Here is a 19,914-nt window from a genome sequence, read left to right on the forward strand (position 1 = left end):
CCAAAAATAAAGAGTCTCAAATACCCAGCCTTATAAGCTGATGACCTAAAACAGTATCTGAAAGATTCGTCCCGCAAAGCGAAACCTATAATTTAACGAAATCTACTAAGCCATAAGCGACTAAAACTTAGGAGGCAGGCCACCATAAATATGTTGGTTAATATAAGCAATCGCTTGCTGATAACGCTCGTCATAATCCGGATCAGTGATGCGATGCGGCTCAATGTGATGACGGGCAAAGATGTCGGTGAGTCGCTGCTCAAAGCGGTCGCGTGCTGATTCAGTACCCAACGAGCGCATGCCATCGTCTACCCACGGGGTATTATTGGCCAAAAATAAGGTATGGTCTAAGCGCACCTCATCGATACAGGCGGCGACGAAAGGGTGGGTGCGGCCTTCGTACTCCTCACAAAAAGCTTGGGTGGTCACAAAGTCAGTATCCACAAAGGTTACGGGAGCAGGCGCGCGATAAGTCGCCACCCGGATGGCCTCGGCATGGTCGAGTGAGATAGGCCCATAATCGCTATATTGCAGCCCGACCTCTGAGCCGCCCAAATCGGTTCCGACATATAAGCGCCCCATCTCGAGCGCAAAACTGGCCCCATAATAGTTGGCTAATTTGTGAACTAGCGTGGTCTTGCCTGAGCTCTCACCGCCCACGATAGCGACGGTCTTGGTATAGCTGCCACGCGCTTCAGGGTGGATAGCCGGCCAATGGGCAATCGGATCACGGGCAATATCGGCCGAATGGTAGCCGGGCTGTTCTGGGGTAGTCAGGATAGGCAGACGCATTTGCGCATACAGAGCGGGTTGGGCCAACGGGTGGTTTTCTGCGACAAATAAAAAGGGCAGGTCGCCAGCACTGTCGGCAGTATGGCTAACCGCCACGGTGTCAGTAACTATGTCAGTAACGACGTCGCTATGATTATTCTGGCTGCTAGGGACAATCTCTAAGCGCTCTAGTAGCAACTGCAGTTTGGTATTGGTGGCGTGAATATCGACCAACACCTCATCAAAATTATCATGCACCGGCAATTGAATCTCGTCGGTGGTATGAATCTGAATAAAAGGCAGGTCACGGCAGGCCATCTGTAACCAACGGGCTTTATCCTGCAAGGTCACTAGATAATCAGGGTTGGGGCTTGGATGCTGAGTAATGACGATATGCAGCGTGCGCACTTGCCCTGCTGCGTGCAGGATACTGCGCATCTGGCCGAGATGTAATGGCTCAAAATGACCAATCATAAGTCCTGAGTCGTGCATGACGTCTCCTAGCAAGCGATAAATAAAAGAAAAGAATGGGGGGATTTAATAAAGCTATTAAATAGTTATTTATAATTTTTGTCCAGAGAGGTCTTGATATTAGGATGACATGGCCATAGTAAGAGAGCCTGTTTACTGTTTAAGTGAGCTTAGCGGTAATAGGGGCTAACATAATCAATAAAAGGCGGCGTCAGTAACCCATCACACAGCGGCTAAACCGACGCAGCAACTAAAAATAACTGAGCAAAAATAACCCTATAGTGGCTTTTAAAAGCTATTACGTGGCCTGTTAAAGAGACTAGCAGTTGCAAACGGGTAATAATAGCACGCTAAACATTCTTTGAAATATTTTGAAATAATTTTACGTAATCAATGACTTAAATATACTCAAGACAAGGTAGTGTAAGCTTATGTAGCAAAAACTCACAAAGCAAGACTAGATGGGCTACAGTCTTTCAGGTATAGAGAGGCTATAATGATTATCAATTAAGCGGTAGTCAGTAGCTAGATGACATAGTTTAGTAGTATTACACTATACTTAAGCTGACCTTTCCCTACTTAAGGAGTTAATTTTGGCCAAATTGGTTAAGTTACATCGTTCTCGTCAACACCGTATGATCGGTGGGGTAATGGGCGGTATTGCTGAATATCTAGGCTGGTCACCCATGTTAACGCGAATATTGTTTGTCATCGTATCGACAGCCAGTGTAGCGGTACCGGGTATCCTAGTTTATCTGGTTTTATGGTTGGTAATGCCTAACGCTAGCGCGGAGTCTTACCGCTAAGTAACGGGTCATAACTATCCCTGCATTAATGATTTTTTTTATTTGAACTACTGCTTTATCTTTATCAACAATAAATTGTATTAATTATAATTAGAACATGCTTTTCCTCCTGCCTAGGTGGCTCGCCATCTAGGTATTTTTTTGTCTATCCGTTGGCAGACTATGGATAAAATTGCCGTTTTTTAGTAAGGTGAGGGCCTAAAAAGCCAGTTATTGGCTTAAAATAATTTCTTCGGCTTATTTACCTATAATTTATCTTATAATTGCTACCACGATTACCTAACAATGGCGACGCTATGACTTTCCAAGACCTCATTCTAACTTTGCAATCCTACTGGGCAGACAAGGGCTGTGTTGTGCTACAGCCTTATGATATGGAGATGGGCGCAGGTACCTTTCATACCGCTACCTTTTTGCGCTCACTAGGGCCTGAAGTCTGGAACGCAGCTTACGTGCAGCCGTCGCGCCGTCCCACCGATGGCCGTTATGGCAATAACCCCAACCGTCTGCAGCATTATTATCAGTTTCAGGTGGTGCTCAAGCCCAATCCACCCAATATCCAAGAGCTGTATTTAGACTCGCTGAAGGCGATTGGTGTCGATCCGCTGACTCATGACATCCGCTTTGTAGAAGACAACTGGGAGTCGCCAACCTTGGGCGCTTGGGGTCTAGGTTGGGAGATCTGGCTTAACGGTATGGAAGTGACTCAGTTTACCTACTTCCAGCAAGTCGGTGGCATCGAGTGTTTCCCAGTGACCGGCGAGATTACTTATGGGCTTGAGCGTCTGGCCATGTATATCCAAGGCGTCGATAGCGTCTATGACTTGGTCTGGACCGATGGCCCGTTTGGCACCGTCACTTACGGCGATGTGTTCCATCAAAACGAAGTAGAGCAGTCGACTTATAACTTTGAGCACGCTGATGTGCCGAAAATGTTTGAGCTGTTCGACTTCTATGAGCAGCAAGCCGACAAGTTAGCGGAGGCCGGTCTGCCATTACCCGCGTATGAAATGGTGCTAAAAGCCTCGCATGCCTTTAACTTACTCGATGCCCGTGGTGCCATTTCTGTGACTGAGCGTCAGCGTTTTATCTTACGCGTGCGTACTTTAGCCCGTAAGGTCGCCCAAGGCTATGTTGAGGCGCGAGCTAAATTAGGCTTCCCGTTAGCGGACGAAGCCCACAAAGAGGCGGCTTTGAAAAAATATCTGCCGAAAGCAGCGTCTGCGCAAGAAGACAGTGCTAAAAAAGACACTGACAAAGATACCGCTGATAAAGATACTGCCAAAGACCAGCCAAAGAAAAAATAAATCCTAAGATAAAGGGTAATAGCGCACGGGTAATCGCTCGCTGCGCTTATTAATAATTTGCCAGCAGTATTGGCCGCTATGACGGCTAAGAGACCTGATATGAATAACCAAGACGCTAGTGTGAATGACCCCGCCGCCATGCTAGACAATCTAGAAATCGTGGTGGCTAAGCAAAACCCGACTACCGCTCAAGCAGACGCTACAGTGGCTAATGATGAGACGCTGGTAGTGGTCAATCTAAAGGCCAAACTGCGTCCAGAAGATCAAGGGGAGCTCGAAGATGCCTTTCTTGATGTTTGTGAGCAGTTAAACCTACAGGCTGATATTGTCGGCGGCGGTAGCTTGTTAGACGATAATGGCGAAAGCTTTGAGAGCGTCATCGAGATTGCTTTAGCAGAGTGCAACGACACTATTATCGACCATATCATCGGTTTTTTTGAATCGACATTGGCGCCCAAAGGCTCAAGCTTAACCATTTATGAGCCGTCAGATAGCAGTATTGAAAGGGCCGTTATTGCAAATACAGCTATTGAAAATGCGGCAACAGACAGTGAAGCAGAAGCGGAAATTAACCCGTGCCGTAAAATTCATTTTGGTCATCAAGAAGGCTTAGGACTTTATCTAAATGGTAAAGACTTGGCCCCCAAAATCTATCAAAAGTATGACATTCGCCATGTCTTTGATAAGTGCAACAGCCTGCTCAAAGGAGTAGGGATGGTGAATAGCTATTGGCAAGGCTATTCGGAGACGGCCCTGTATATGTATGGCGACAGCTACGAGCAAATGGTCAAGCGTATCGAGCCTTTTGTCAGCACTTATCCGTTATGCAATAAATCTAAAATGGTTAAGATAGCTTAGGGTAGAGTAAGTGTGGCGTTAATAGCTATCAGAGCCAATGCGCAATAGCCCGCCTGATGGCCGGTTGATTTTGCTATAATCCATACCATTCATAATTGCTAAAAATTTTAAAACGACTTCATAATCAGAGAGCCCCATGACCACTATTTTATTTGAACTCGGTTGCGAAGAGCTGCCACCAAAAAGCCTAAAGCCACTGCGTGATGCGCTACAAAGCAGTGTGGAGAGCCAATTAAAAGAGGCGGAGATCTGCTATGACAGCCTAAAAGCCTTTGCCGCACCGCGTCGCTTAGCCATTCAAATCGAAGGGATTGCGGATAAGCAACCGGACCGTAGCGAGCAAAAGCGTGGCCCCGCTATCAAAGCCGCTTATGATGCTGAGGGTAAGCCTACCCGTGCAGCAGAAGGGTTTGCCAAGGGTTTAGGTATCGATGTCAGCGAATTGATGACTATCGAAACCGATAAAGGCGACTATATTGGCTATGAGCAAAAGATTACCGGTCAACCGGTCACTGAGCTCTTACCAGCTATCTTCCAAACCGCGTTAGATAAATTGCCTATCGCCAAACGTATGCGCTCAGGCGCGAGCCGTGAAGAGTTTGTGCGTCCGGTGCAGTGGTTGGTGTTAATGCAAGACGATCAAGTGATTGACGCGCAAGTGCAAGGCTTACAGAGCAGCAATCAGACCCGTGGTCACCGCTTCCACTCTCCCGATTTTATGACCATCCCGCAGGCTAGCGACTATGAAAGCTTGCTCGCAGACGCCAAAGTTATTGCTGATTTTGATAAGCGTCAGGCGCTAATCAGCGAGCGAGTCGCGGCATTGGCTAGTGAAGTCAATGCTAGCGCTATCGTGCCCCAAGCTTTGCTCGATGAAGTCACTGCTTTGGTGGATTTGCCGGTTGCGCTACGAGCTAGCTTCGAAGAGCGTTTCTTACAAGTGCCACAAGAAGCCCTTATCTCAACCATGCAAGCGGACCAAAAGTATTTTTGCTTGACCGATAGCGATGGTAAATTGCAGCCTTACTTTATCTTTATTAGCAACATTGAGTCAAAAGACCCGCAGCAAGTGATCAGCGGTAACGAAAAAGTGGTGCGCCCGCGTCTCGCCGATGCTGAGTTCTTCTTCTTACAAGATCAAAAGCAGCCGTTATTCACGTTGACAGAAAATCTTAAAAATCGCGTATTCCAAGACCAGTTAGGGACCATTTGGGAGAAATCTGAGCGTGTTGCCAAATTGACCGCCTTTATTGCCTCTCAATTAAAAGGGGAAGCAGAAAGTAACCCAAGTTCAAGTCTAGCGGCCTTTAAAGACATCGATATCGAGCAAGCTACCCGCGCGGCTATCTTATCAAAAGCCGATTTGGCCAGTACTTTAGTGGGTGAGTTTCCAGAGCTACAAGGGGTGGCAGGGACTTATTATGCGCGTCTAAATGGTGAGCCAGAAGCCGTAGCGGCGGCTATCGAAGAGCAATATCTGCCTAAATTTAGCGGTGATGTCTTACCTAAGACGGCAGTCGGTATCTGCTTAGCGTTAGCCGATCGTATCGACACGCTAGTGGGTATCTTTGGTATTGACCAAGCGCCAACCGGTTCAAAAGACCCGTTTAGCCTACGTCGTTCAGCGATTGGCGTGCTCAGAATTCTGATTGAAAAGCAGCTACCTATTAACCTGATTGGCTTGGTTGAGCAAGCTATCCGCAATTACAATGCAGATGGCGCTGATAAAGTCGCGAAGATGGGCGATACCTTTACCCAAGTCATCGACTTTATGAACTCTCGCTACCGTGCTATGTACACTGAGCAGGGTGTCAGCGTTGACACTATTCAAGCGGTCTTGGCTATCAACCCGCATATGCCGCTTGATTTTGATCAGCGTATCCGTGCGGTATCGGGCTTCCGTGCCTTGCCACAAGCGGCAACTTTGGCAGAGATTAATAAACGTGTTGCCAATATCTTAGCTAAATCTGATGGTGATGTGGCCGAGCAAGTGGATGCGATGCTACTAACAGAAGCGGCAGAGCAGTCTCTAAATGCGGCAGTAAATACTGCAAAAGCAACGGTCGCTCCGTTACAGGCTACTGCAGATTACCCGCAAATCTTGCAAGCGCTCATCACGCTTGAGGCGCCATTGACGGACTTCTTTGATCACGTTATGGTCAATGCAGAAGATGCGGCGTTGAAAGCCAACCGTCTTGCGCTGTTAAAGCAAGTGCGTGAGCTGTTTCTAACCGTTGCCGATATTGGTGAGCTGCAAATTTAAGCTGGTTTTACGCAGGGGGTAGGTGTTGAGTCCCTCAATTTACTGGCGACTGCACGAGTACCACCGGTTATACTAGATATTCGCAACGAGGGTTGGCAGATACAGACTTTGCTAGTCCTCGCTAAGCGCTAAGGAGCTGCTCTTGTTTGCTGTAATTATGACGTTCATCATTATTTGGATAGTGATGTGGATATTCTACAAGGTGATGTATCCCAAACCGCCAGCGCATTACTATCCGCAAGAGGGTGATGTGCTGACGCCGCGTGCCTGTGACTTCTGCCATAATGAATTGGCGGAATATCGAGGGGTGCTAGAGCCAAAACCGGACAGCGCAGGCGAGTGGTTCTTTTGCAACTACGAGCATCAAGCCGATTTTCATGCGGGTAAAGTCTATCGCTCGGCTAATCAGCAGCTTTAGCCAGCAATTTTAGTCAGTAAGTTAAGTTCGCAGGTTTAGCCAGCAAGTGTAAAAAGGCATTAGCAATAGCTTGGCGTAATGGCGCAAAAAAAGGCAGTGAGTTAGCTCACTGCCTTTTGTATTCTTTAGGGCTAGCGGGTTTTTTAATAACGGCTAACTGAGCATCGATTTAGCATCTTTGATAATCTTTTCAAGCAAAGCGTCGGCTTCTTGGCTCAGCAAGAGCTCACTAGTATTAGAGGCTTTTTGCTCTTGTAATTTTTCATATAGGTTTAAGCAGCACAGCACCAATAAGTCCTCTTGACCAATACGCGGCATATCGCTTTTTAGGTTTAGCGCAAAAGTATTAATGTAAGAGACAGATTTACGCAGCGCCTCTTCTTCACTAGTGGGGCAGTTGACCTGGTAAGTTTTGCCAGCAATAGCGATAGCGACCTTTTTAAACTGCGGCTCTTCCACCACAGGAGTGGTAGCGGCTTCAGGTTGCGCAGGTACGGCGTCTTTGGCGGGATTGCTAATAATAGTCATAAATAAAAAGTCCTACAAGTAGTAAATATTAGTGTCCATACAATGGAGAATCATGGGTTTGGCCGATGATTATTGCCCCCGGTTGTAGTCTGATTATTCTTCCATTTGGTCGATTTGGGTCAGGCGCTCTAAGACCACTTGCGTGTGTTCAGCGGCGACGCGGTTTTTCTCTACTAGCTTGTCGACTTGTTGTTTCAGCTCGCCGTTTTGTTGCGTAAGTAGCGTATTGTGTTCGGTAAGCTCATCGATCTGCTGCTGCAATTTATCTTGCTCTTCACCAATCAGGTGGTGTGCCTCAGCCAAAGACTGGTAGCGACGATCGAGCTCATTGAGGTTGCTCTTTAGCGTATCCCGCTCTTTGGTTAGGGTGTCGCGCTCTTTGCTAAAGGCTTCAAGCTTGGCTTTTAACGTGTTATGCACTGCAGGATCGATTTGTGGCGACTTTTTTATGGCCAGAAGTTCCTCAGTAGCTTGCTGATATTGCTTACGAATGGTCGTAAGCATAGTTTCGAGGGTCTTTAATTGCTCAATCATGGTGAGTGCTTTACCTTATGCTAATGTCTAGCTGCGTAGTTATTGTGAGGAGATACTTTAATAATGCCACAGGTGACCGCATAATATCCATACCTCGATGGTAAGACAATAATTCATCTGACGTCAAAGTCTATAACCGCACTATATTTGCCCTAGTGTCCCTGAAGATTTGCGCTAGTGCTGCTCAAAATTTGCCATATTGCCTTTCAAGCGAGCCCAGTATTATTTTAATAGTGGCGACTCTTGGATAAAGGAAGGCTGCCGGGCTGAGCAAGCGGCTCATATGGCTCATAGCGCCTTAGGGTCATAATAGCCAGTTGTGTAATAAGTAACTATTCATTGAGTTACTCTGTATGTCATTGAGTTACTCTGTATGACGCTACTTTCTTAATAAATTTTTTCCACAAGCTCTATAAATAGGATCTCGATTATGAATGACAATATCTCTGGCTGGAATGATTGGAACGTCGCCTTTGCCGATTGGACCGACGTTACCATTAGTGAGTTGCATGGCTTAATGACCGGTATTATGACCGCTTGTGAGCCGCCTTCTGAGGAAGACTGGATACAGCTGCTGACCGAGCTGAGCTTTTCTATCCCAGAGCCTGCAGCCTTAACACTATTGACCGATGAAGCAGAGGATACCGTATTTCAGCTCAAAGACAAAGATGATGCCTACGCTTATACCCCGCTAGTCCCTGATGATGAACATGACTTATACGAGCGGGTAATGGCCTTGAAACACTGGGCGAACGGCTTCCTTACCGGTTTCGGTATTACCGATTGTCGTATCACTGCTGAAGAAACTGAGCAGCTCAATACGCTATCAAAAATTGGCGGTATCCGGGTGAGTCCAGACGATGAGTTTGAAGGCGGCGAGGAGTCTTACCTGCATCTTTATGAGTTTGCCCGCATGGTGCCGGTCAGCTTTTCTACCCGAAAACGTAAGCCGGTAAAAGAGTTATCGCTGATCTCGGGCTTGTCTATAGATGCTAAAACTGCGCTTGAGCTGCAAGCGGAAGGCAAGACCCCAAAACCGATGCCTCCTGTAATCGATGCCATGAATCAAAACCGTCCGTCTTAAAATGTCTTTGCTGCGCTAGCCTGAGAGCAAGCTAGCTCATAAAGCGGCAGATAGCTTTTGCTAAGGGCGCTATGTGAAGGTCGAGCTTAGTGGGGCGCTGCTGATTTTAAGGGGGGTAGAAGTTGAGCAGCCGGGCAAAGGGTGTTAAGTTAAGCGTTACCTTTTAAGTCCATACTAGGGCGTGTCCTCAATTAACAACACTAGCGTGTAATGGACTAAAACTGGCTATATTTTCGTCACTCTGCGAAAATTTCTAGACAATATACTTATATTCTCTGCAAAATTTCCATGGACTGACAAAAATCTATCTCACTTTTAGCCTCATGATTCAATTGAGGATACGCCCTAGCTTGCCCAAACCTATTAAGATAAGACTAGGGCAGGGCTATCCTGCTGCCTCCCCTCAACATCAAGGAGTGATGATGACTACTGATACCGATATGACCCATTTACGCCGCTGTCTTGAGTTGGCAGAAGAGGCTTTACGCGAGGGCGATGAGCCTTTTGGTAGCGTGTTGGTCGATAGCGCAGGTAATGTGCTCCGTGAAGACCGTAATCGCAATCAAACCGTAGATGCTACCTACCACCCCGAGATTGCGGTCGCTCGTTGGGCCGCTAAAAATATGACCTTGGATGAGCGCAGTACCGCAACGGTTTATACCTCAGGAGAGCATTGTGCGATGTGTTCAGCCGCGCATGCTTGGGCGGGATTAGGCCGTATCGTCTACATCAGCTCCTCCAAACAATTGATTGAGTGGTTAGAGGAGATGGGGGTGAGCAACGACTCTCCGGTGACGGCACTAGCTATCCAAGACGTCGCGCCAAACATCCCAGTCGAAGGCCCCATTCCTGAGCTAGAAGACGAGATTAAGCAATTGCATCGTCGGGCGCATCAGCAAGGTTAGCTTAATGGCAAGGTTAACTTGATGAATAGGTTAACTTAATTCGCAGCAGTAGTAGGAGTATCTAATGAGCGCTAACACAGTAGCCAACAGCAATGTGACCCGTACTGAGTCTGCAACGGCGAGTCATGGTGACCAGTCAATGACGGCCTATGATGGGGTAGGCGCTGCAGCTAAGTCTAAGTACCCTGTGACGAGTATCGATTGGCTCAACCGCCTGATTGGTTACGATACGGTAAGCCGCTATTCTAATTTAGCGCTGATTCAAGATGTCGAGGCCTATTGTCAGCAATTGGGGCTTACGCCTTACCTGACCTTTAGCGAAGATGCGAGTAAAGCCAACTTATTTGTCACGGTGCCGGCTGGCAAAGAGCAAGCGCAGCAGTCTGGCGGTATTGTGTTGTCCGGTCATACCGATGTAGTGCCCGTCGATGGACAAGAGTGGTCGTCTCATCCCTTTACTGCTGAGATACGCGGCGATAAGCTCTACGGTCGCGGTGCTTGTGATATGAAAGGCTTTATTGCTTGTGCCTTGACGGTGCTGCCGTTAGCCGTCGCTAAGTCTACCGCCGGTGAGCTGGCGCGTCCGCTGCATATTGCCTTGTCTTTTGATGAAGAGGTCGGCTGTTTGGGCGCACCGCTGCTGCTGGCAGATGTAGCTGCGCGGGGTATCAACCCAGATTACTGCATTGTGGGTGAGCCCACCCTCATGCAAGTGGTTAGCGCGCATAAAGGTATTTCGGTCTATCGCTGCCGTGTGCATGGTAAATCCGCGCATTCGTCATTGACTCCGCAAGGGGTAAATGCCATTAGTTATGCCAGTCGCTTGATCAACTATGTAGATGATTTAGCCCAGCAATTAAGCGAGCGTGACGATTGTGATGCTTTGTTTGATATCCCTTTTTCTACCTTATCGGTAGGCACTATCCACGGTGGCACGGCCACCAATATCGTGCCCAACCTATGCGAATTTACTTTTGATTATCGCAATCTACCCCACATGACTCATGCCGATATCTTAGCGCCGATTGAGACAAAAATTGCTCAGTTAGAAGCACGGATGCAAGCGGTAGACCCTAATACCGGTATCGAGCTACTGCGCGAAGAAAACGTACCAGCCATGACCGATAGCGACAGTGCCGCACTGCAAGCACTAGTCACCGGATTGGTCGCAGAAAAAGAAGTTACCAAAGTGGCCTATGCGACTGAAGGTGGACAGTTTACCCAAGCCGGTATTCCTACGATTATCTGTGGCCCCGGCAGTATTGAGCAGGCCCACAAAGCGGATGAGTTTGTCGCGCTTGAGCAATTGAGCCAATGCGATGCGTTTTTACATAAGCTCTTGCTAAGCCTGAGTAGCGCAGGCGAGCCTGTCGAAATCTAAGTTTAGACGAGCTAACCCGTTACACCATGCCTGGCTGAGCTAATAGAAAATCAGCCAATTAAAACGAAATAAGCCAGTGACTTTGGTCATGGGCTTGGTTCGTTTTTTTGTTTTTTCTACTTACCCTATCTTTTAAATAACCGTCCTGATAAAGGCAGCACCTTGTGAGCTTATCTAACTTTCTACTCTTCTTTTTTAGTACTTTTCTTATCTCTGCGACCCCAGGTCCTAATATGTTGTTAGCCTTTCAGCAAGGGCTTAATTATGGGGTACGGCAGACGCTATGGGTGTTGGCTGGGCTGAGTTTTGGTCTGTTAATACTGTTGTTATCGGTACTGCTAGGGATAGATGTTATCAGTAAGCAGATGCCTTGGCTATTGACGGTAGTAAAAGTGGTAGGCGCGCTCTATTTAGCCTACTTGGGGGTGCATTCTTGGCGCCATGCCGATGATACGGCTGAGTTTAAACAAGCTTCTGCTAAGCCTAATAAAGGTAAAGTGCAAGCCACTCATCACGATGATGATGGCTATGGGGCTAGTGCTAGCTATGCGGTGCATCCCGCAGGCGAGCCGGCCCTAGCAGGTATGGCAACACCGTCTCTTGGCAGCAATACCGCTACTTTTGCCTTGGCCATAAAAACGCCTTGGCAAAGATTTCGCCAAGGCGTATGGGTGTCACTATCTAATCCAAAAGCGATTTTATTCTTTGCCGCTTTCTTCCCAAAGTTTATTGATTTCAATATACCACTCGTACCGCAGTACGTTTTATTGACCTTAGCGCTGTTTGTTAGCGAGACTACTTGGCAAATGATTTATACCGTTGGCGGTACGAAATTAGCCAATTGGCTCGGTAGTGGCTCACGGCTACTTTGGCTAAATCGCATTTGCGGCATTATCTTCTTAATTATCGCTGTGGCGCTGATTGGGGAAGTGGCGACCAGTCTTTAACCCAGTATTTTTTGACTTTGGTTTTGCTAGCCAACCACTTCGACCAATTCGCCTTTGACCATATGCGGGCTAATATAGTCCGTAATGCGCACGTTGACGATTTTACCTTTCATAGTTTCCATTTCCTCGCTAGGGACCGCAAACAATACCGAGCGGGTATTGTCTGCCGTGCCAATAAGATGGTCAGGATAGCGATTGGCTACTTCTTCAGCCAGCACCCGCTGGGTGGTGCCAATCATCTCATGGGTCTTTTGCAAGGTTGAGTCAATAATCACTTTTTGGAAAGTGGCTAGACGCTGTTTCTTAGTCTTTAAGCTAACATCATCGGGCAGCTCTGACGCTGGTGTACCCGGACGTTTAGAGTAGATAAAGCTGTAAGAATGGTCGAAGTTTAAATCTTTCGCCAATTGTAGCGTGTCATTAAAGTCCTCGTCGGTCTCACCTGGGAAACCAATGATAAAGTCACTCGATAAGTGAATATCGGGACGCACGGCTTTAAGTTTATCAATTTGGTTAATATAGACATCAATGGTATGGTTGCGTTTCATCGCAGCAAGGATACGGTTGGAGCCACTTTGTACCGGCAAATGCAGATGCGAAGCCAACTTGGGTAACTTAGCGTAGGCATCGATAATATCATCCGTAAACTCAAGCGGATGGCTGGTGGTGTAGCGGATACGCTCAACGCCATCAATGTGTGAGACATAATGCAGCAGCTCGGCAAAACGGCAAATACTGCCATCGTCTTTTTCACCGCGATAGCCATTCACGTTTTGACCCAATAGATTGATTTCGCGCACACCTTGCTCCGCTAAGCTGTCAATTTCAGCCAACACATCATCTAGCGGCCGTGATAACTCTTCACCGCGAGTATAAGGGACGACACAGAACGAGCAATATTTTGAGCAACCTTCCATAATCGAGACAAAGGCACGGTAGCCTTCTACTTTGGGCTCAGGCAAAAAGTCGAACTTCTCAATGCTAGGGAAGGAGACGTCAACGATACCGATACGATTTTTCGGTGAGATATGCTGCTGAGTCGCTGACTGGTCGTACAATTCTGGTAGACGGTGCAGCGTTTGTGGTCCAAATACCATATCGACGTAAGGCGCGCGCTTTTGGATATTATCGCCTTCTTGCGACGCTACGCAGCCGCCCACCCCAATTACTAACTCTGGATTTTTCTCTTTTAGCTTGCGCCAGCGGCCCAATTCTGAAAATACTTTCTCTTGCGCTTTTTCGCGGATAGAGCAGGTATTCATCAACAACACATCGGCTTCATCAATGTTGGTGGTCACTTCCATATCGTGCGAGTCGCCCAAGACATCGCCCATCTTTTGCGAGTCATAGACATTCATCTGACAGCCTTGGGTGGCGATAAAGACTTTTTTGCGGCGTACTTCACCGTCGCCCGCCGCTAAAGTAGGCTGGCTAGCCGTCAATAGCGAGTGGGCCAGGGGCGTCTTATCCGCAGTGGCTTGTGCAGTATCTGTGGGTTCAGGCGTAAATATAGTAACGGTCATGAGCGATCCAGTCGTTGGCGGCAGGCTATAAATTTAGCCACTTAATGCGGTCAATACCCTAAGGCAGATGACCGAAACTAAGGGGCTTTTATCATCTAGGAACAGGCGCTAAACTTATAAAATAGGAGGGATATTGCAGTTATCAGCACGATAGCAAGGTGCAAATGTCTCAAGACTATCGGTTATTTGTACCGAGCGGCTAGGGAGAGTAATCTAACCGCTAGTGACCATAACATGGCTTAGCAATATCGTTATAACCCTCTATTTTATCATAGTCATCCCGTGAGATTCTATGCCTGTGCAATTCGCTACTTTTGCGGCGCTACTCAGCAAACTGTATCTGAGTAATAAGCATCTGAGCCATAAAGCTTGATGGCGGCCTTTTATAGTTTTGCAGCCGCGTAACGTGTTGCTCCCACCCTGCAGAAAATTAAGAAATGGTAAGGGCACTAGGCCGATTATCGGGGGTATAGTATGATGCTGTTACAAAGTAAATTGGCATTTGTAGCGCTTTGAGAAGTCTAGGCGCGGATAAAGGCCAATCATTCTACGCTTATTTGCTACAATCTAAAGCAGCTACTAACGGTAATTAGAGCGATAAAGGCCATTGGAATAAAGGCTATCGCAATGAAAGCTATCAAAGTGAGACTGGCTAGAATTTGCCAAACCGTAAAGTAGTACATCTATTATTCATTATTAATAAGAAAAGGTTCTCTAGTGAGATTTATACGCCGTAACTTAGTTTCTTCGCTGCAAAAAAACGCTGCCCAAATGCAGCTAAAAGATAAGCTGTTATCCAGCAATTGGCTGAGCTCGCGTACGCTACGATTGAGTACCGCCAGCGTAGTCGGCACGATGGGGGCGCTTGGTATAGCACAGGTCGCGTGTGCCGAACCCAGCAGCTATCAAGTCGGCGCTTATCAAAGCGATACTAGCATTGACTATTTCATGGAAGCTGCTGCTGCTGCGGACCGCCGCGATACTGGGGCGCTCTATAATTACGAACAGATGATGAATGGCGGTTTATTCGCTATGTACCCTGCGTATTGGCGCTTAAGTGGTGACTTAAATAGTCAGAGCCCAGCCACCATTCTGCAGTTTGCTCGTCAGTATCCAGAGTCGGTGATGGCAGAGAAACTGGTAGCGGACTATGCCGAGGCTAAGGCTTCTTCAGGTGATTATGCAGCGGTACGACAAGTGGCGAACATGGTCACTAATGGGGATCGCAGCGAGCGCTGTGCAGTAGCTTTGGGCTTTACCCATGGTAGCGATGTGATGCGTGCCTTGGCAGAAAAGCCTGATGTTTGGCTCACTACCTTAAAGCAGCCGGAACTTTGTAATCAATTGGCGTTGGCTTTAGCGCACAACCCGCTCATTACCAATCAAGATCGTAAAGAGCGCTTAAAGCGGATGCTGCGAGCGGGTAGGACGGGCGATATCATGGCGTTGTCGAGCCGTCTTGGCACGCCGATTGCTTATTCTGCCTTGAGTGAGATTCAACTTAGCCCCACCCAATTTATGACCCGCTTCACTAGCCAACCGTATAGCGAGGCCAATCAATACCTTTACCTCTATGCTATAGGCCGCCTAGCGAATAAGTCTTATCGTGAAGCCGCCATGCAGCTCGACTACGATATTAATCAAGACAATCAGCGTAGCAGTCATTTATTATCGGATGAGACCCGTCGTTTCGCCTATCGTATTCTCGGGGTAGAGCGTATGGGTCATAACACGGACGATGGCTTTAATAGTGAGGCAGTAGATTGGTTTCGCAAGAGTGTAGGCGAGACCTTTAACTTCCAAGAAGCTCGCGATTATGCAGTCGCTGCCATTCGCTTTAGTGAGTGGAATGATGTGGTTGAAGCCATCAGTAGTATGGATGCGCAGGTACAAAAAGAAGACGTCTGGCAGTACTGGTTGGCACGTGCCTATGAGCAGGGCAGTGATGCCAGCAAACGAGGCATAGCCAAGCAAATCTACCAGCGCTTAGCCAATAAGAACAATTACTATGGTTTCCTAGCCAAAGACAAAGTCGGTCAACGTTTTGATGCCCGCAGTTTAGGTGGGTCAGCGCTACCTAACGTGAGCAGTTATGACCAAGCCCGCGTAATGAAAGACCCGCATTTCGCTCGAGCTTTTGCCCTTTATAACTCACCAGCTAGCAGTGCCTATTCTAACCGTGAGTGGAACTGGGCGGTGAAAAAAGCCCGTGACAATCGTGATGATGCGCTTATCATTGCGGCTGCAAAGCAAGCTCATGATATAGGCTGGCTAGACCGTGCAATCTATGCGATTGATAACTCTAGCAATGCCGTCAGCTATGGACTCTCACACCCGATGCCGCATCAAAGCTCAGTGGTGCAGTATAGCCGCTCAGCCGGTATTGATCCCGCCTGGGCTTATGGCATTATGCGTCAAGAAAGCCGCTTTGTGACCTCAGCACGCTCGCACGTGGGCGCTAGTGGTCTGATGCAGATCATGCCGGATACCGCCAAGTATATCGCGCGTAATCTTGGTGAGTCTTACAGCTCAGACCGGGCCAATAGCGGTGATACCAATATCCGCTATGGCACTTGGTATATGGGTGATATCCAATCAAAACTGGGCGGCCAACCCGTGCTAGCGACCGCCGGCTATAACGCAGGACCCAACAAAGCCAAACGTTGGCAGCCGGTGTACGGTAGTCTAGCTGCCGACCAGTATGTGGAATCGATTGCTTATCCTGAGACCCGCGACTATGTCAAAAATGTCATGGAAAACGCTACGATTTACAGCAGCCTGTTAGGTCAGCCGCAGTCTATTACTCAGCGTATGGGCACAGTGCCCGCAGGCTATTAAGCGTCGGCTTTTAGCACTCCATCAAAAGCAGTCCAGCAGCGTCTTATTGAAAACGGCACCTAAGGGTGTCGTTTTTTTTGTGCTAACGATAGCGGCGTGGCCCGGTAAGAGGTCTTAATATCGTTAGTGCAATCAGTATCTGCCCTAGAGTCACCGGTATAAAATTGCGCCCGCCTCATATAATGACTTTTAGCCAGAAAATTTGTATTAGTGACTGGTGATTTACCCTCTTTAAATAGGAGGGCCTGTAGCGACCATTAGTAGGGCAGCTAGCGCATAAAAAAGCGCTATAGCAGACCTTTATTTTTCATTACTATCAATAAATAAGGGTCTAAGAAAATTTAAAGCCTAGCCAGCTAATTGCTAAAGAAATACCTAATTTACGTGAAATGTACGTTTCGCATATGGTATTTAAAATGTAAATCCTCAATAATACTGATAGTTAAGGCTTTGTATACCTTAGTTACGAGCTATTAAGAGTATAGACAGCTTATCTGAATAAAAAAGTTGTAAGCATTCGCTGAAAATAGTCGTGCAGTAGTCGTTAATTAATTTATAAATAATTGATAATTAATGATTTTATTAGCATTTTCAGGGTCGATAATCGTTAGTATTAGCTCAATAAACACAGATCATTGCTAAACCAACGTAGGCGATGCAAGTAGGTGATGGTAGCTAGATAATAAACAAAGCTTTGTTCTTTAGTAATAAATCAGCAGCAGTCAATCAGCAAGTAAAGATAAATATTGTTGAGAATAGACCCGTTAAACCGCTTAATAATAGACCCAATAAGCACTATATAATTAACACTGTATAAATTGAGCCTCTCTTCTTTTATTCACTATATTTTAGTTACTAAAATTGCTAGCCAGTAGGATGTTTCTGTGAGTGTGAGCGAACTTAATGATAACTCTTTGGTATCGTACCATCAGGCTTATGCAGCCACTCTCAAGTCTTTTCTACTCCGCCTTGCGAGTCGTGAGTCTGCAAAAAATAGCGCCTTATCTGCGCGACACTCATCGACTACAGCTGGGGGTCAAGGGATGCCTAGCTTTATGATTAAAGCTATAGTAATGCTCACTTTACTAGTGGGCAGTATTGCGCTGACTCCCGCCTATGCTGCGGGCAATGCTAAAGTGGGCCAGCGTATCTTAATGATTGAGATGGCGCCTGCCTTGTGTAGCATCTATCCGACGCGAGCAAAGATGCGTCAATGTTTAGAGGGTTACTCGCTGACAGTTTCGGGTCTGGATTTAGGTTATGGCGATAGCTGTGGTCGGGGCGGCAGAGCAGATTTGACCCCGCTACAATTGCGCGTCGTTAATAAAGTGATGCCCGATGCTACCGTCCGCGATCAAGCATGGCGTCGTTATGGGGCCTGTAGTCCGCTGCGTTCAAGTTTCTATTTCCGGCAAATTGTTAGCCATGCGAGTGAATTAAAGCTACCACGTGAGTTGAATACAGGCAACAGTTATACGGTCTCGAAATCAAGATTCTTAAGCCAATTACTCCGCTTAAATCCAGGTATGAGCGCCGCTGGGGTAGACCTAATCTGCCAAGATGCCAGTCGCCGTCAGTCTGTCCTCACTGAGATTCATATTTGCTATCAAGGCAATAGCTTTGGCCGTTGTCCCTCTGTAGTGGATAACTGTGGCAGCAACTTTATCATTTCAGGCGGCAAATAAGCTAAGATAACCTTGAAATTCTACCTAGACGCTTGCGCAAACTAGGTGATACACTACCTCTCGAAAAATAAGAAAGGTGACCAAGCCGAGCGGGTGACATTAGTCTCTGCCGCTGTCCCAGTCCATTGCTATCTTAAGTGATTTTCACCGATATAAGTTATTAGTGACTTTATATAGAGCACAAAATAACAGGTGGCCAATACGGGTAGCCAACTTTGTTATCTTGCTTATTATTCCCTTTTATAACGACCTAATTTACTATAGGGTCGGCCTGCCCTCATGACACGAGCCGTATGTTCGCCATGAACAGTCGCAATCCGTCGTCATCATAATCTATATTAATTAAATCGGAGAGTTATATGAAACAGCCAATTCGAGTTGCCGTCACTGGTGCTGCTGGTAATATTAGTTATGCCATGTTATTTCGCATCGCTGCAGGCGAAATGTTAGGTAACGATCAGCCTGTTATCTTACAATTACTCGAGATTACACCAGCACTAGATGCACTAAAAGGTGTGGTCATGGAGCTTGAAGACTGTGCTTTTCCATTGCTAGCCGGCATTGTACAGACTGATGATGCAGAAGTTGCTTTTAAAGATGTTGACTATGCCTTATTAGTAGGCGCGCGTCCTCGTGGCCCTGGTATGGAGCGTAAAGACCTACTAGAAGCAAACGCTGCGATCTTCTCAGTGCAAGGTAAAGCGCTAAACTCTGTCGCTAGCCGTGACGTAAAAGTATTGGTTGTAGGTAACCCTGCAAACACTAACGCTTTAATCGCTCAGCGTAATGCGCCTGATTTAGACCCACGCAACTTTACGGCTATGACCCGTCTGGACCACAACCGTGCTATGGCACAGTTGGCTGAAGAGACCAAAACTACCGTTAATGATGTGAAGAAAATGATCATCTGGGGCAACCACTCATCAACTCAGTACCCTGACCTGACTGCAGCTACTGTTGAAGGTAAACCTGCTCTTGATTTGGTGGACCGTGATTGGTACGAAAACAGCTATATCCCAAGCGTACAAAAACGTGGCGCAGCTATCATCCAAGCTCGTGGCGCTTCTTCTGCCGCTTCAGCTGCCAACGCTGCTATCGCGCACATGCGTACTTGGGCACTAGGTACTGATGAGAACGATTGGGTATCAATGGGCGTTTATTCAAACGGTGAGTACGGTATCACTGAAGGCCTAATCTACTCATTCCCTTGTACTTGCAGCAATGGCGACTGGTCAATCGTTGAAGGCGTAGACACTTCATCTGATTTCTCTAAAGAGAAAATGGCCGCTACTGAGCAAGAATTGACTGAAGAGCGTGATGGCGTAGCACACCTACTACCATAAGCTTAAAGCCAATTGTGCTTAAAGACAGTTATGCTGAAAGCTATTGAGCTTTTAGGGTAATAAAGAAGTCCTCTATACATTGCGTATAGGGGACTTTTTTTAGGTTAATTTTTATATAAAAGCAGGCTCGTATAAAAAAAGACCTAGCTAAAGGTAAATTTAGATACGCAGAAACTACGACCCGTTACGATGAATAACAGCATTTTTATAGCAGTTTGCTATAGTTAATAAGTCATTAAAACAAACTCACGC

At 46.9% G+C, this 19,914-nt stretch carries 16 protein-coding genes; 12 read left to right on the plus strand and 4 right to left on the minus strand.

All coding sequences use genetic code 11. The features are described 5' to 3' along the window. Nucleotides 1-120 precede the first annotated feature (120 nt). Nucleotides 121-1,263, minus strand: coding sequence for a multifunctional transcriptional regulator/nicotinamide-nucleotide adenylyltransferase/ribosylnicotinamide kinase NadR (gene nadR, locus ACZ2XM_RS10805; protein ID WP_490588863.1), 1,143 nt, complete (start codon nucleotides 1,261-1,263; stop codon nucleotides 121-123). A gap of 572 nt (nucleotides 1,264-1,835) precedes the next feature. Here nadR and ACZ2XM_RS10810 point away from each other — a divergent pair. The 5 genes from ACZ2XM_RS10810 to ACZ2XM_RS10830 all read left to right on the plus strand — a co-directional run bounded on the left by ACZ2XM_RS10810 (nucleotide 1,836) and on the right by ACZ2XM_RS10830 (nucleotide 6,894). After that, on the plus strand, nucleotides 1,836-2,048 hold the full coding sequence (locus ACZ2XM_RS10810; protein WP_490588862.1) for a PspC domain-containing protein: 213 nt from the start codon (nucleotides 1,836-1,838) through the stop codon (nucleotides 2,046-2,048). 296 nt (nucleotides 2,049-2,344) lie between these two features. After that, complete coding sequence (glyQ, locus tag ACZ2XM_RS10815; protein ID WP_490588861.1) at nucleotides 2,345-3,355, plus strand: glycine--tRNA ligase subunit alpha; 1,011 nt, start codon at nucleotides 2,345-2,347, stop codon at nucleotides 3,353-3,355. Nucleotides 3,356-3,454: 99 nt separating this feature from the next. After that, on the plus strand, nucleotides 3,455-4,213 hold the full coding sequence (locus ACZ2XM_RS10820; protein ID WP_490588860.1) for a hypothetical protein: 759 nt from the start codon (nucleotides 3,455-3,457) through the stop codon (nucleotides 4,211-4,213). Nucleotides 4,214-4,349: 136 nt separating this feature from the next. Continuing rightward, nucleotides 4,350-6,476 (plus strand): glycine--tRNA ligase subunit beta, encoded by a 2,127-nt coding sequence (gene glyS, locus ACZ2XM_RS10825; RefSeq protein ID WP_490588859.1) that lies wholly within the window; start codon nucleotides 4,350-4,352, stop codon nucleotides 6,474-6,476. A gap of 142 nt (nucleotides 6,477-6,618) precedes the next feature. After that, on the plus strand, nucleotides 6,619-6,894 hold the full coding sequence (locus tag ACZ2XM_RS10830; RefSeq protein ID WP_490588858.1) for a hypothetical protein: 276 nt from the start codon (nucleotides 6,619-6,621) through the stop codon (nucleotides 6,892-6,894). Between the two features lie 153 nt (nucleotides 6,895-7,047). Here the strand turns inward: ACZ2XM_RS10830 and ACZ2XM_RS10835 are convergent, their stop codons facing one another. Continuing rightward, a complete protein-coding gene (locus ACZ2XM_RS10835; protein ID WP_490588857.1) occupies nucleotides 7,048-7,422 on the minus strand; it encodes a cell division protein ZapA in 375 nt (124 codons plus the stop codon). A 93-nt stretch (nucleotides 7,423-7,515) separates the two neighbouring features. Beyond that, nucleotides 7,516-7,956, minus strand: coding sequence for a hypothetical protein (locus ACZ2XM_RS10840; protein WP_490588856.1), 441 nt, complete (start codon nucleotides 7,954-7,956; stop codon nucleotides 7,516-7,518). Nucleotides 7,957-8,386: 430 nt separating this feature from the next. Between ACZ2XM_RS10840 and ACZ2XM_RS10845 the strand changes: the two genes are divergently transcribed. The 4 genes from ACZ2XM_RS10845 to ACZ2XM_RS10860 all read left to right on the plus strand — a co-directional run bounded on the left by ACZ2XM_RS10845 (nucleotide 8,387) and on the right by ACZ2XM_RS10860 (nucleotide 12,273). Continuing rightward, entirely contained in the window at nucleotides 8,387-9,040 is a 654-nt protein-coding gene (locus ACZ2XM_RS10845; RefSeq protein WP_490588855.1) for a UPF0149 family protein, read from the plus strand. A 422-nt stretch (nucleotides 9,041-9,462) separates the two neighbouring features. Then, nucleotides 9,463-9,945 (plus strand): nucleoside deaminase, encoded by a 483-nt coding sequence (locus tag ACZ2XM_RS10850; RefSeq protein ID WP_490588854.1) that lies wholly within the window; start codon nucleotides 9,463-9,465, stop codon nucleotides 9,943-9,945. Nucleotides 9,946-10,084: 139 nt separating this feature from the next. Then, nucleotides 10,085-11,326: an acetylornithine deacetylase gene (argE, locus tag ACZ2XM_RS10855; protein ID WP_490588964.1), complete on the plus strand. Its 1,242-nt coding sequence runs from the start codon at nucleotides 10,085-10,087 to the stop codon at nucleotides 11,324-11,326. A gap of 164 nt (nucleotides 11,327-11,490) precedes the next feature. After that, nucleotides 11,491-12,273, plus strand: a complete 783-nt coding sequence (locus ACZ2XM_RS10860) for a LysE family translocator (RefSeq protein ID WP_490588853.1) — start codon at nucleotides 11,491-11,493, stop codon at nucleotides 12,271-12,273. A 26-nt stretch (nucleotides 12,274-12,299) separates the two neighbouring features. On the opposite strand, the gene miaB is transcribed toward ACZ2XM_RS10860, so the two are convergent. Further along, on the minus strand, nucleotides 12,300-13,796 hold the full coding sequence (gene miaB, locus ACZ2XM_RS10865; protein WP_490588852.1) for a tRNA (N6-isopentenyl adenosine(37)-C2)-methylthiotransferase MiaB: 1,497 nt from the start codon (nucleotides 13,794-13,796) through the stop codon (nucleotides 12,300-12,302). Nucleotides 13,797-14,567: 771 nt separating this feature from the next. On the opposite strand from miaB, the gene ACZ2XM_RS10870 reads away from it, so the two are divergent. From ACZ2XM_RS10870 to ACZ2XM_RS10880, 3 genes are all read left to right on the plus strand, one after another. Next, nucleotides 14,568-16,634 (plus strand): lytic transglycosylase domain-containing protein, encoded by a 2,067-nt coding sequence (locus ACZ2XM_RS10870; protein WP_490588963.1) that lies wholly within the window; start codon nucleotides 14,568-14,570, stop codon nucleotides 16,632-16,634. Between the two features lie 884 nt (nucleotides 16,635-17,518). Continuing rightward, nucleotides 17,519-18,319 (plus strand): T2 family ribonuclease, encoded by an 801-nt coding sequence (locus tag ACZ2XM_RS10875; protein WP_490588851.1) that lies wholly within the window; start codon nucleotides 17,519-17,521, stop codon nucleotides 18,317-18,319. A 359-nt stretch (nucleotides 18,320-18,678) separates the two neighbouring features. Continuing rightward, the gene (locus ACZ2XM_RS10880) at nucleotides 18,679-19,662 is read left to right on the plus strand and encodes a malate dehydrogenase (protein ID WP_490588850.1); all 984 of its coding nucleotides are present in this window, start codon (nucleotides 18,679-18,681) and stop codon (nucleotides 19,660-19,662) included. The last annotated feature ends 252 nt before the right edge of the window (nucleotides 19,663-19,914 follow it).

It is taken from the genome of Psychrobacter sp. CoH-33_TS_01 (assembly GCF_058189395.1).

What these genes read in the sequence shown, in the direction of transcription:
- ACZ2XM_RS10870 (WP_490588963.1), top strand. Translation starts at nt 14,568, where the DNA reads ATGCAGCTAAAAGATAAGCTGTTATCCAGCAATTGGCTGAGCTCGCGT.
- ACZ2XM_RS10840 (WP_490588856.1), bottom strand. Translation starts at nt 7,956, where the DNA reads ATGATTGAGCAATTAAAGACCCTCGAAACTATGCTTACGACCATTCGT.
- ACZ2XM_RS10880 (WP_490588850.1), top strand. Translation starts at nt 18,679, where the DNA reads ATGAAACAGCCAATTCGAGTTGCCGTCACTGGTGCTGCTGGTAATATT.
- argE (WP_490588964.1), top strand. Translation starts at nt 10,085, where the DNA reads ATGACGGCCTATGATGGGGTAGGCGCTGCAGCTAAGTCTAAGTACCCT.
- ACZ2XM_RS10850 (WP_490588854.1), top strand. Translation starts at nt 9,463, where the DNA reads ATGACTACTGATACCGATATGACCCATTTACGCCGCTGTCTTGAGTTG.
- glyS (WP_490588859.1), top strand. Translation starts at nt 4,350, where the DNA reads ATGACCACTATTTTATTTGAACTCGGTTGCGAAGAGCTGCCACCAAAA.
- glyQ (WP_490588861.1), top strand. Translation starts at nt 2,345, where the DNA reads ATGACTTTCCAAGACCTCATTCTAACTTTGCAATCCTACTGGGCAGAC.
- ACZ2XM_RS10835 (WP_490588857.1), bottom strand. Translation starts at nt 7,422, where the DNA reads ATGACTATTATTAGCAATCCCGCCAAAGACGCCGTACCTGCGCAACCT.
- ACZ2XM_RS10845 (WP_490588855.1), top strand. Translation starts at nt 8,387, where the DNA reads ATGAATGACAATATCTCTGGCTGGAATGATTGGAACGTCGCCTTTGCC.
- ACZ2XM_RS10820 (WP_490588860.1), top strand. Translation starts at nt 3,455, where the DNA reads ATGAATAACCAAGACGCTAGTGTGAATGACCCCGCCGCCATGCTAGAC.
- nadR (WP_490588863.1), bottom strand. Translation starts at nt 1,263, where the DNA reads ATGCACGACTCAGGACTTATGATTGGTCATTTTGAGCCATTACATCTC.
- miaB (WP_490588852.1), bottom strand. Translation starts at nt 13,796, where the DNA reads ATGACCGTTACTATATTTACGCCTGAACCCACAGATACTGCACAAGCC.